The organism is Anabaena sp. AL09 (genome assembly GCF_001672255.1).
In the GTDB taxonomy this organism is placed as follows: Bacteria; Cyanobacteriota; Cyanobacteriia; order Cyanobacteriales; family Nostocaceae; genus Dolichospermum; species Dolichospermum lemmermannii.
This window is the reverse complement of record NZ_LJOQ01000071.1, coordinates 1-12,627: the sequence shown is the minus strand read 5'-3', so window position 1 is coordinate 12,627 and position 12,627 is coordinate 1. Positions and strand designations below refer to the sequence as shown.

At 35.3% G+C, this 12,627-nt stretch carries 10 protein-coding genes and 1 pseudogene; 5 read left to right on the top strand and 6 right to left on the bottom strand.

Annotation, left to right across the window (positions count from 1 at the left end; all coding sequences use genetic code 11):
• Positions 1-128: 128 nt before the first annotated feature.
• Complete coding sequence (locus tag AN490_RS13620) at positions 129-662, top strand: type IV pilin-like G/H family protein (RefSeq protein WP_300004144.1); 534 nt, start codon at positions 129-131, stop codon at positions 660-662.
• A 40-nt stretch (positions 663-702) separates the two neighbouring features.
• Here the strand turns inward: AN490_RS13620 and AN490_RS13615 are convergent, their stop codons facing one another.
• Both AN490_RS13615 and AN490_RS13610 read right to left on the bottom strand, forming a co-directional pair.
• Positions 703-864: a hypothetical protein gene (locus AN490_RS13615; protein WP_300004140.1), complete on the bottom strand. Its 162-nt coding sequence runs from the start codon at positions 862-864 to the stop codon at positions 703-705.
• A 94-nt stretch (positions 865-958) separates the two neighbouring features.
• Positions 959-1,849, bottom strand: a complete 891-nt coding sequence (locus AN490_RS13610; protein WP_300004137.1) for an ABC transporter permease — start codon at positions 1,847-1,849, stop codon at positions 959-961.
• A 404-nt stretch (positions 1,850-2,253) separates the two neighbouring features.
• Between AN490_RS13610 and AN490_RS13605 the strand changes: the two genes are divergently transcribed.
• From AN490_RS13605 to AN490_RS13590, 4 genes are all read left to right on the top strand, one after another.
• The gene (locus AN490_RS13605; RefSeq protein WP_300004134.1) at positions 2,254-2,772 is read left to right on the top strand and encodes a type IV pilin-like G/H family protein; all 519 of its coding nucleotides are present in this window, start codon (positions 2,254-2,256) and stop codon (positions 2,770-2,772) included.
• A gap of 168 nt (positions 2,773-2,940) precedes the next feature.
• Complete coding sequence (locus tag AN490_RS13600; RefSeq protein ID WP_300004131.1) at positions 2,941-5,148, top strand: hypothetical protein; 2,208 nt, start codon at positions 2,941-2,943, stop codon at positions 5,146-5,148.
• Positions 5,149-5,327: 179 nt separating this feature from the next.
• Positions 5,328-5,459, top strand: coding sequence for a hypothetical protein (locus tag AN490_RS13595; protein WP_300004128.1), 132 nt, complete (start codon positions 5,328-5,330; stop codon positions 5,457-5,459).
• Positions 5,460-5,550: 91 nt separating this feature from the next.
• Positions 5,551-6,012 (top strand): DUF29 domain-containing protein, encoded by a 462-nt coding sequence (locus AN490_RS13590; protein WP_168651974.1) that lies wholly within the window; start codon positions 5,551-5,553, stop codon positions 6,010-6,012.
• A 108-nt stretch (positions 6,013-6,120) separates the two neighbouring features.
• Here AN490_RS13590 and AN490_RS13585 read toward each other — a convergent pair whose 3' ends face one another.
• The 4 genes and pseudogenes from AN490_RS13585 to AN490_RS13565 form a co-directional block, all read right to left on the bottom strand.
• Positions 6,121-9,915: an FkbM family methyltransferase gene (locus tag AN490_RS13585; RefSeq protein WP_300004123.1), complete on the bottom strand. Its 3,795-nt coding sequence runs from the start codon at positions 9,913-9,915 to the stop codon at positions 6,121-6,123.
• Positions 9,916-10,575: 660 nt separating this feature from the next.
• Positions 10,576-11,334 carry a Uma2 family endonuclease gene (locus tag AN490_RS13575; protein WP_300004120.1) on the bottom strand — a complete coding sequence of 253 codons (759 nt, stop codon included), beginning with the start codon at positions 11,332-11,334 and terminating at the stop codon, positions 10,576-10,578.
• A gap of 96 nt (positions 11,335-11,430) precedes the next feature.
• Positions 11,431-11,820: a M48 family metallopeptidase gene (locus AN490_RS13570; RefSeq protein WP_148763992.1), complete on the bottom strand. Its 390-nt coding sequence runs from the start codon at positions 11,818-11,820 to the stop codon at positions 11,431-11,433.
• Positions 11,821-11,928: 108 nt separating this feature from the next.
• Positions 11,929-12,537: pseudogene (locus AN490_RS13565) on the bottom strand (alpha-amylase family glycosyl hydrolase); the annotation flags it as partial.
• Between the last annotated feature and the right edge of the window lie 90 nt (positions 12,538-12,627).

Below are 12,627 nucleotides of genomic sequence, written 5' to 3'. Positions count from 1 at the left end.
AAATTGCTGACTTTTTGAATAACTCGGGGGTGTAAATCTTGCTACTTGCATAAATTAGAGGGAATTTGAGGATATAAAATTCATGCAATATGGGTAAAATCTGTACAGATAGCAAGGAAAGAAACCTCATGTTAAGAAATATTACTATGAAAAGCCAACTGCAAGCCAAATTGATTCAACATATTATCACTAAAAATAGAGATGATGAGGGTTTTACACTTCTTGAACTAGTAATGGTATTCATCCTTATTGGTATTCTATCTGCTATTGCTTTACCTTCCTTCCTGAACCAAGCCGCAAAAGCCCAACAGTCTGAAGGAAAAATCTATGTTGGCACAACCAATAGGGCGCAACAGGCTTATCGAATGGAAAATGCATCATTTACTGAAGATGTTGACACTCTACAAATTGGTATTTCTACCTCAACTGAGTATTATAATTATTCAATAGTCACAACTAGCAACACTGCTGTCATTACAGCAACAGCTAAGAATACTGCTGCGCTCAAAGGCTTTAATGGTGGTGTCACCGTTCTTTCGGGTGGACTAACTTTGACTATTGCTTGTCAAACAGCAGGACCACAAGCCAATAATCCTATTAGTAATCCTAATTTAACTAACACCAATGCGACTTGTGCAGGAACGATGACAAATATGGACTAGGAATCTACTGTTTATTAATCGGTTTTGTGCAGATAGATAGTCAATTATTTTTACTGATAATTTGCACGTTGACAATGGGGTGTAAATTATTATGTACCTGTTGCCAATTTGCGATTGGCGCACCTTTTAAGATACCAGACAAGGCTAGAGAAACCATAAATCCACCTGTAGCAGCCGCAATTAAAGTAATATTATCGTTCACAAAACTCTCTCAGTAATAATTAAATTTTTGTTGGTTGACAACTGACAACTGACAACTGACAACTGACAACTAACAACTAACAACTAACAACTGACTATTGCCTATTTTCTCTTCTTAGACGAGGATTGACAAATTCATTCAACCCCTCACCAAGTAGTGATAACCCTACCACTAAAGTTGTCATTGCTAAACCAGGAAACAGGGTAGTCCACCAAATGCCTGTAGGTAGTGCTTCTAGAGCTTGTTTTAAATCATATCCCCATTCTGGCACTTCTTCGGGTAATCCTAACCCTAAAAATCCTAACCCGCCTAAAACTAAGATGGCATCTGCGGCGTTGAGGGTAAAGAGGACGGGGACGCTTTGAATAACATTGAAAAATAGATACCTTGATAAGACAACCCAGGTAGAAGCACCCATTGCTTGTGCAGCTTCTATATATACTTCAGTTTTGACGCTGACGGTGTGGTTACGGACAACGCGATAATATTGGGGAACGTAAGCTATACTAATAGCGATCGCTGCATTTAAGATTCCTCGCCCCACGACAAAAGCCAATGTTACTGACAGTAATAAACCTGGTAAAGTATAAATACTATCCATGAGAAATAATAGAGCTTTATCCAATTTTCCCCCCAAATAACCGCTGACCATGCCCAAAGGTACACCGATGATCATGCTCAATGATGTCGCTAAAGTCACAACTTGCAGCGCGGCTTGTACACCAAACACACTGCGAGAAAAGACATCATAACCCAAACGGCTCGTTCCAAACCAATGTTTGGCCGAAGGTGGTTCATGAATGGGGTTAGAGAGAAACTCTCTGGGATTTTGCAACCATCCCCAACTTTGGAAAACAGGAGCAAAAAAGGCTAAGAAGATGAAAAATAGGGTCATACCCATCCCAATTAGCATTAATCGCTGGGATAGGCTAGGATTTTTCGTAAATTTCCAGAAATTTGGTAATTGCTTTTTTATAATCGTCATGGGGAAATTCAGAACTGGGTATATTCAACTCGTTCCCAGTCTCTGACTGGGAATGTAGATGTGCGGCTCTGCCTCGAATCAAGTATAGTAGAGCCACAGCTTTTTGGAGTCCATTCTAAGCTGTTACGCAGCTAAATCTGATATTTCGTAGCCTAGAGTCCTTGCCGTAAGGCTTTCGGGCAAAAAAAGTAAATGCGTAACAGCTTAGTAGCAATGTCTATTTTCAGCCTCTAGATAGTGAAAGCACCTCTCTATAAGGATTTTAGCCTATTTTTAACCCACAGTTAGAACTGTTGAACAGATGGGAAAAAAGTTTTTTCCTGGAAGTGATATGAAATTGATCGGAATGGGGTAAGTTATTTCCATCAAGAAACGAACAATAGTCCAAATCAGGGAAAAATACCATGAAAACCGAACTAAAAGCCAAATTCATCCAACAAATCCTCAGCAAAAAGAAAGATAACGAAGGTTTCACCCTTATTGAACTATTAGTTGTAATTATTATCATCGGTATTCTGTCCGCTATTGCTCTACCTTCTTTCCTCAACCAAGCAGCAAAAGCTAAACAATCGGAAGCTAAAACCTACATTGGTTCAGTTAACAGAACGCAACAGGCTTACCGGATTGAAAATACATCCTTTGCTGGTACCTTTGAAAGTCTGCAAATTGGTATTGGTACCCTAACTACTAACTATACTTATGCAATTCCTAGTGCAAGTGCCTCATCTACTGTAGTTACAGCAGCATCTCGAGATGCCAACGCTCTCAAAAGCTTTTCTGGCGGTGTGGTTATCCTCGACAATGGACAAACTTCTGCTGCTGCCTGTCAGACCACTGGAGTTACCAGTACTCCTGTTGTACCTGCATTGAGTACTTCAACTGGAGCAGCCTGTACAACCAGTGGTTCAGAACCCATGAAGTAAATCTCTTTATTGTTGATGTTTGAAAATGCTAGATGCAAATTCATCTAGCGTTTTTTTTGATATAATTTATTGCCATAGTTTAGGTGTTAACAGATTTTGTGAATTGTTAATACCTAAATTTATTTTGATTTTAAAGCTTATTTAAAACCAAGTTTAAGGTTTTCAATCATGACTGACCAGTTAGATAATAAAATTTCTGCAATGCCAATCTTATTAACCATTGAACAATATGAACAAAATATTATTGAAAGTCCTGAAGAAGTTACTAATTATTGGTATTTAGGATTAGTTTTATTATTAGAAGGAAGAGAAGAAGAAGCGCAAATTACTTGGATGACTCCTTTTCTTGAATTTGGTGAAGAAGAGTCAGAACAATGGCTGCAAGAATTAACAGCAATTTTATTAACTACTGCTCAACAACAAGAAGAAAATTCCAGTTTAAAATTGGCTTGGGTAATTCGTCAACACGTCAAAGAATTTATTCCTGATGATATTAATAATCTTTTAAAAATAATCTATCTAAATTATGAGTTAAAAATTCAGGATTTGGAAATAAATGTTAATGAATTAACTGTAACCTTATCTCAATTAACAAAACCTCTCATTTTTGATGAAAAATTATTAGTTCAAGCTATTGAAAAAGTAGCTCTTACTCTTGTTGAACCAGTTAATATCCCTGAGTTTATAAATAAACTTTTGGAAGTATTGATTCTTAATTTATTAAGTTCTAAGAATATTATTAAATTATTACTGGAAAAAGCTGATGCCTACCATTATTTTTTCTACCAGCAGATGTCAGTTTATTTTGCTAAAATTGCCCTCCGTTTAGCAACTGATAATTTAACTGCTATGAATTGTATGAACAAAATTATTTCTCCTCTGCAAAGATTAGGAAGAGATTATAGTAAAGATTCTATAGATTGGTCTCATAAATATTTAGAACTTGCTCAACAACCCATTGATCAAATTACGGGTAATCAGTTTTTAATGGAAGCATTTTTAACTTCCTGTAATAATTGGGAAAAAACAGTTCAATCTTACCAACAATATAAATTCTTGTTAGCGAATCTTGTCAGCAGTCAAATACAAGGTGAAGGTTTAGTACAAATGTTGTCTATGGGTGCTTTTTTACTATACATGGAAGATAATCCTGGTGAAAATAGATTAATTCGCAATAGAGTAGCAGGGTTATGTCAAGAATTTATGTTGCAACAGTTCCCCGAATATATTAGCACTTATCAAAAACGTTTTCTTGCACCTCGTCCTGCTTTGAGTGAACGTCCTTTAAGAATAGGCTATTTATCAGGATGTTTTCGGACTCATTCTGTGGGTTTTTTGGCTTGGTGGTTATTAAAATATCATGATCGCCAACAATTTGATGTGCGTTTATATTCTTTAGGTGATCTTTCAGAAGATCCACAACAACAAGCCTATAAAAAAGAATTTGGTGATTCTTTTTATCAAGGAAGTTTACCTATAGCCACAGTTGCAGATAAAATTAACGAAGATGAAATAGATATATTAGTTGATTTAGATAGTTTAACATCCTATGGAAATTGTGCTATTTTAGCCCTGAAACCTGCACCAATTCAAGTTACTTGGTTGGGGTATGATGCAACTGGTTTCCCCGGAGTTGATTATTTTATTGCTGATAACTATGTATTACCAGAATCAGCACAAGATTATTATACGGAAAAGATTTGGCGACTACCGCAAAATTATATTGGTATTGATGGTTTTGCTGTAGGAACACCAACTATTAATAGAGAATCTTTAGATATTCCTGATGATGGGATTATTTATTTTAGTTCCCAAACAGGAGTAAAACGTAATCCCCATAATATTCGCTTACAAATGCACATTATCAAACAAGTTCCTAATAGTTATTTTCTGCTGAAAAGTCATCGCAGTAATCATGAAGATTTGCGAGATTTTATTGCTCCCCTTGCTGAAGCAGAAGGTGTTGATTTCAAACAGTTAAGATTTCTACCTTCTGCTGATACAGACATGGAACACCGCGCCAATTTAGCCATTGCAGATATCGTCTTAGATACCTATCCCTACAATGGTGCAACCACAACCCTAGAAACATTATGGATGGGTATACCCCTAGTTACCAGGGTGGGAGAACAATTTGCAGCCCGGAACAGCTATACAATGATGATGAATGTGGGTGTAACTGAAGGTTTAGCTTGGAGTGATGAAGAGTATGTCGAGTGGGGTGTGAAGTTGGGTAAGGATGAGAAATTAAGACAAGAAATTGTGTGGAAACTGAGAAAGTCAAGACAAACTTCACCGCTATGGAATGGTCAGAAATTTGCGCGGGAAATGGAAAATGCTTATCAGCAAATGTGGCAAAAGTACATTGATAGTTAAGGCTAATTAATACTTGTAATTTGGGTTGATACAAGGAAATCGGGCGTTGCTGATAGCCTGCGTGGCGTAGCCATATTGGCGTAAGATTTTTGGAGGTAGAGCCGAGAATCCCTACTCATGGAACGTCTCTACAAAGGTCTTGAACGTATGCAAAATTATTTTCATCCCTAAAATCAGCAATGCCGGAAATCGAAGCGCCGGAAATTATGTTAATCTTTAATCAAAAGGCTGATTTTACAGCACTTCCCGATGTTATGATGTACAAGAACCCCACCCCCACCCCGCAAGCGATGAGGGGGCTTAAGATGTAACTTATAAGAGCGGAAACCGCTGTATGGCCATGGGCATCGCTCTATGAAATCCTAATAAATGACCCATCCTAACAGAAAAAGGATTGTGATTATGTTAAATAAAACACCAAATCAACTACAAAGACTGTATGAAATTGACGATTATCTCTGGTTGGAAGAAACTATTAAGCTTCTAAAAGCAAAAAATTTAGAAAACTTAGACTTAGAAAATTTAATTGAGGAGTTAGAAAGTTTGGGAAGAAATGATTTAAACAAAGTTAGAAGTCTATTAAGACAAATTATAATTCATATTTTACTATTAGAATATTGGCAAGACGAATATGATCGAAACCATCGGCATTGGCAGGGAGAAATAATCGCTTTTAGAGATGATTTAAACAATAGCTTAACTACTACATTAAAAAATAAGTTAGTTCAAGAATTAGATCATATTTACAATGTTGCTTTGAAAGTTGTTGTTCAAAAAACAGGATTAGCATCAAATCTATTCCCTGATAATTGTCCCTATTCTTTAGAACAATTATTAGATGATAATTGGTATCTTCAAAAGTAACTGGATTTGATACAGCGGTTCTTGGTTGAGTGAAATACAAGGACTTCAGCTATCAAAAAGAATCAAAAGTTGCACTATTGCTTAACCCAACCTACATTTCTAAGACTCTTAAAATTGACTTATCAAACTATCCAATGGATAACTTTCTAAGTTACTAACTGGTATTTGTGCTAAATTTATTTTATCTTCATGATCCAAAATCACTCTGCCATAAATTTGAGGTAATAAAGATTGCCATTGCATATCCCCTAGTTTACCTACCAGAGAAATATCTATGGTATCGCTAATATCTAAATCTTCCATTAACAGATTCATAGCTACACTAGATAAAAACATTTCTGCATCTTCAATAGCAATATTACCTGTGTGGATAATCAGAGTAATTTTTTTATTTTCAGAATGATTTGCTAATGTTTGAATCACCTCTTGTAACTCTAAGCCTAGTTCATCTTCTGGTAGTAACCAATCTGGGAATATAATTAAGTTAATATCTCTGAGGTTTAAAGACAACTGTGTTGCATTAACTAAAGCATTACTAACAGTTTCAGCCATCTTTCTCCAAGAGAACTTTTTAGCCTGTGCTAAACCTGCATTGATTAAACTATTTCTGATACTGGGTTTTTGGACTTCACATAAAGCATCTGCTAATCCCATGACATCATGATCATTTATATAAATAGCCGCTGCTCCTGCAACTTCGGGAAGGGAAGCGTTACGGGTGGTAATTACCGGACAACCACAGCCCATAGCCTCTATTACTGGCATTCCAAAACCTTCATATTTAGAGGGATAAACTAAAGCTACCGCACTAGCATAAGCTAATCGCAATTCTTCATCAGTTAATTGCAGTCCATAAAAAGTACACCCTGGGATATATTGTCGCCATTCTGAAGGTAATTGGTTGCCTGTGCCAGTAGAAATAATATCAAAACTTTGTTTATTGACTAATTGACTCAAGGCTTGGAAAAAAAGAATTGAATTTTTATATCCTTGTAAATTACCCAAGAGAAAATAAGGTTTATTAATACCATACTTGTGTTTGAAAGTATTAATTTCTTTTTCAGAAGCAGGAGAAAAAAGAGGATCTACACCACAGTGAGCAACATTAATGGATTCTAAGGGTATATCAGGGAAACATTTATGTAAGTCTTTGGCTGTATGTTCAGAGATGGAAATATAAGATGATGCGTGTTGTATACCGTTATGTTTTTCACGCCACATAGGTTCATTTAAGTTTCCTCCTAATACTTCAGGTATCATATCATAAGCCATAAATACTGAAGGGGTTTCTATAGGAGTAGTATAGTAGGTGGAAATAAATAAATCTGCTGATTCCTCATGACAAACATCTTGCAGCATTTGTTTATCAGCTTCGGTATTGTTATAGTTGTAGGCGGAAATTGTTCGATAACGAATACCGTTAATTTTAGGCGCAGTATTGGCTCTATCTAAGACTAGAATATGATTAGCAAATTCTGTGTTTGCCCATTGTTCTAAAAGACTTTGCCATACTCTAGCAATGCCTGTTTGATATAGTTGGAAAAATACTGCATCAATGAGAATAGTTGGTTTTATTTTTTGGATTTTATTTTCTTGTTCCTCTACTTCTTCTGGTTGTAAAAACTTCCAATTATTACTATTAGTTTCTCTCTGTGCTATTGGTACAATACCAAAAGACTCAGCCAGGTCTACCCTCGTTTCATCTCCTACCCATGCAAAATAATCTCGCAGCAAAGTGGGAAATTCATTGTTTGCTTGTAAAGCTAACCATTGAGAAACAGCATTACTATAGCCATAGTATTCTTGTTTAAATTGTAATTGTTCTAGTGTTACATAGGCAAAGTGTTGAAACACTAAACCATTCTTTTCAGTTTCATTATGTAAAAAAGGATTTATGGCTGCGATATTTTGATGTTTTCCATCTAGAAGAGATTTAACTAATATGGGAGGTTCATGTGCTGCCCAAAATGCACCAGGTTTAAATTGCCAAGTTCTCAACCAGTCTTGCTGAGGATTTTGTGCATAACAGTTACGGGTACTGATTATGAGTTTTTCCCCAACGAAATACCAACACCAATAAAATGCAGCAGTTTTTTCAGGGTTACTTATGAACAGTTCTCTAACAGTACAAATCTGCTCTAATGTCCACAGTTCATCTACATCAATTTGCCATAATAAACACTCTTCTTGAATATTAGCAAGCGGTGCATTCACCATTTCCCTTTTACCATCCCAAAACGCGCCTTCGGGTTTACGGTAAATTGTAATGTTATTTGGATATAGTTTCGCTAGTTCATCCAGATATTCTTTAGTACCGTCATAGCTGCGACCATTTTTATGAAGTTCGTCACTAATATTTCCACCAAGTTGTACACTCCAACTTGTATCGTGTTTTAAGTCAGCTACGCCTTCAATAATATGCCAATGCCATTTAAATGGAAGTTGTTTTAAGACTTCTATATGATATTGAATAAATGGTTGCCCATTCAAAACAATGGTAAAAAAGTTAATTGGTAGTACGGAAAAAGCAATATAATTTTCATAAAAAGAATTAGAATCTACTACTACTTCTCCAATATTTCCCTCTTCAGTTATTCGATGACATTCATAACCATTTTCAATCAAGATATCAAAAGTAGATTTTGCACTACGATTTAATCCCTCCAACATCTTTTGTGATATTTCAAATTGTATATATCTTATGGATTTATTTTTTAATAATTCTCTAGCTCCCTCTAATACATCGCTTTCAGCACCTTCAACATCAATTTTCAAATAATCAATATGATCAATACTGTTTTCTAAGCAAAATGAATCTAACTTAATTGCTTCAACAATTTCTGTATTTATAATGGGTACATATTGCCCTGATCCTTGCGGATCTAGCATTTGTGGTTTTCCAATGCTATTCCACACTGAAAAATCATCTGGAAATTCATTAAATTCTATTTGAGTATCATCAGAATAAAATGCTTTTTTAAATCCGTAAACATTATTAATTTTTAATGCAATAAGTCGCTCTTGCAGTCGATTGAAGGTAGTTGATGCTGGTTCAAATGAATAAACTTTTCCAGAAGAACCTACTACTTTACTTAGAAGGATCGAATAATCACCAATATTAGCACCAATATCAAAAACTAGCATTCCTGGTTTAACAAGTCTAGTTACTAGTCTTTGCTCAGATTTTTCATGCACAGAAAAATAATTTTCAACACTATCCTTTTTTTTGAAAATAGAATATCCATTTCTAATAGATGTGTTTTGAGAAACAAGTATGTAACTAGAGTCATTTAGTAATTTATGATGATTGATATTATTTTTGAATGTAGTAATATCATCTAAACAAATAAATTTTGCTCCATATACTTCGTTTAATTCTGCAACACCAGTAAATTCTGATCCATCTATTAAAACTACGTCAAAATCTTCTATATTATTTTCTTGTTTGATTTTATTAATACCAGCATCAGCAACTCCGGAATTTTTTACATATTCAATATCTTGTTGTAACCAATTAAGAACTTGTTCTAATGGATATAAATTTAAATTAGTTCTATTACTTTGATAAAAATTTATAACTTCTTGCTGCTCAGGAAAACTTTCTAGTGAAACAGAAGAAAAGTTATAGCATTTTACAAATAATTCATTTTTGTACCTATTTTGTAATTCAGCAAATCTAGGTTTTGAAATTTCCATACAAAACAAAATTGGTTTGTTAGGATTTTCTCTTAAACCTATCACAAATGCTTCTGTACTTCCTTCGCCTGAAGATGAGCCAATTTCTAAAACGGTTTGAATATCTTCTTCCCTAGCAATTCTGTGAATAGCTGTATAAAATTCATCATTTTTAATTTCTGGCGGAATTAATCGGTTAAGTTCAGAATTAGTAATTTCATTATTCATAGTCATACTCTTATTTACTTACTCTAATAATTAAATTTTACTAGTGATCAATCTTACTTTCCCCCATTCTCTTCTTCACATCCGCCAAAACAGTTTGATAATCCTGTCTATCTGGATGTAATTTTACCAACCTTTCCATCAAAGCGATCGCTTACTTCACTCCTTAACCCCCCTCAATTACCCCTACCCTCAATTACCCCTACCTATAGAGAGTACCCACAATTTCCAGAAATCTATCACTTTCTGGATATACTAATGTTAATTTTCACAGATCTTTACAATTGACATGAAAATGTCAGTATCAATCCCTTGACTCCTGCTATAATTTATCCATATTTTATTATGAGGTACAAAGTTGAATCATGAAACTCTTGTAGTGCGGGCATCTTGCCCGCTAGATATGTACCTCATAACACCGGGAAGTGCTGTATAAACATATCTCCATATTTTTAACAACCTGGGTTCAACAATGCTCATTGGTGTCAACTTAACGTAAAACCCATAACCCGCCGGGGAATTAATTCCCAGTCTAATAGTTCAAGTCCGTTAAAACGGACTAATAAACTTTCCTAATATTTAGTCATCTTTAGATGACTTTCGCTATTAGCAAGGAACTTGAGTTCCTTGCGGGATAGAGGTTTTACATCATATCAAGATTACTCAATCATCAAATTCAACGCCTAATTCTCGCAATTTCGCTGCTAATTTATCAGCCCGTTGTTTTTCCTGTTCAGCCCGTTGTTTTTCCTGTTCAGCCCGTTGTTTTTCTTGTTCAGCTTGTTCTTCTCCTGTTAATAAGAAATTTCCTGCTAAATCCCACCACCTTAACCAAGGTAACTCGACATTTTTATATGTTCCTTGCCAAATTCCTAATTCAACACCCATTTTTTCAATCACATAATGACCCCTTGCATTAGGTGGCATCAGGTGATATTGTCCTTCGATTAAATGATATAATTCTAATAATGATTTCTTTTCTTCATAAATACCGTAAAAAGGTACTCTAATCGCTTTTTCATAAACCCAAAATTTTCCTTGATATGGAGTTTCGTCCCTTTCTTCTCTACCATTACCTGATACAAATTCAATGACAATTAGGGGAGCAACTAATTCTTGCCACATCACATAAGAACGGCGCATTTGACCATTTAGAGCCGGTGGCACATCAGGAACATAAAACCAATCTGGCGCTTCTGCACCTCGTTCTGGTGGTTCTGTAATCCGCCAATAAATACCGCTATCTTGTCCTATGCAAAATTGCTTATCTGGATGAATTGCTTGTAATTTTGACCAGATAGATTCTGTTAACAGAATACTTTGAGGATGTTCTTGAAAATTTTTCACAAATGTTCCATCTTCACAGGGTAATTGAGTATGATCTGGTAACTGTGTTGAAACATCCAATTTGATGGTGTCCATAATTTTCCATTTTGGAAGAATATGTTGGTTTTAGCTAAGACGAGATATAGTTTTATATCTCATCAAACTACATTATAAACAATTATGATATAAGTTTTACTCTCCCATTTTCTTCTTGACATCTGCCAGCACAGTTTTATAATCCTGTCTATCTGGATGTAATTTTATTAACTTCTCAATTAGGACAATCCCTCCCTGATTATCCCCCGACCTTAACCGCATAATGGACAACTTCTCTAAAGCTGTTTGATTATTAGGTTCGCGCTGCAAAACTAACTCATACCCCTTAATCTGTTTTTGCAACTCAGTTTCAGCCGATTGAACTACTGCTTGCTTAGGTTTTTCCCAAGCCTGTTTGATGGTATTAACCCCTCCAAACAACATTGAACCACCAAATGAAACCATTCCAATATATGTAACAATTCTTTTCTTTCGCTCAATCTGCTTACCGCGCTGAACTAAGTAATCATTCCCTAAATTAGCCATACTTCAAAAATTGCTGTTATCCAAATTGCAGCATCACTCCTACGATATAGAATACCCACCACCAGCAAAAAAAATATCACTCACCATTCCCAACTGACATTTTAACATTTATCCCAAAATCAAACCACTACGGGGAGGAATAATTAAACAAACATTTTCCTCTTTCCAGATAATTTCCCCATTCCCAAATAAAACTTGATTTGATTGACTTTGTAAACTACTACAATCTAGGTTGACTGTAATAGTTTCAGTTCCTACATTCACAGCAATAATTAATTCTTCACTTCCTAAAATTCGCGCAAATACATAAACTGTTTCTTTTGCATAGAGAACTTGGTATTTGCCAATTCGCAAAGCCGGATAATTTTGCCGAATAGCAATTAATTGTTTATGAGTATTTAAAATTTTGGAATTCCAGTCAGATTCAGGAGGGAAAACACGGCGACAATCAGGATCTATTCCTCCAGGTAAACCCACTTCATCACCATAGTAAATACTAGGCGCACCAGGAAAAGTGAATAATAAGAGATTACATAATTCTACACTTGCTTGATCACCGTCAGCAATACTAATTAATCTAGCTGTATCATGGCTACTGAGAAGGTTTAATTGTGTTAGTTGAATTTCCCAAGGATAAAGTTCCAAAAGGCTGTGAATTTTGGCTGCATAACCAGCCGCATCTAAAGGAGGATAGGGAGAATAACCTTGAGATTTAACTAAGTAAGTCGGCGCAAAGAAATCAAACTATGTAAAGATAAGTAAATACGGAAAATCAATCTACTGAGGTGATTAAAATATGGGCGCTCG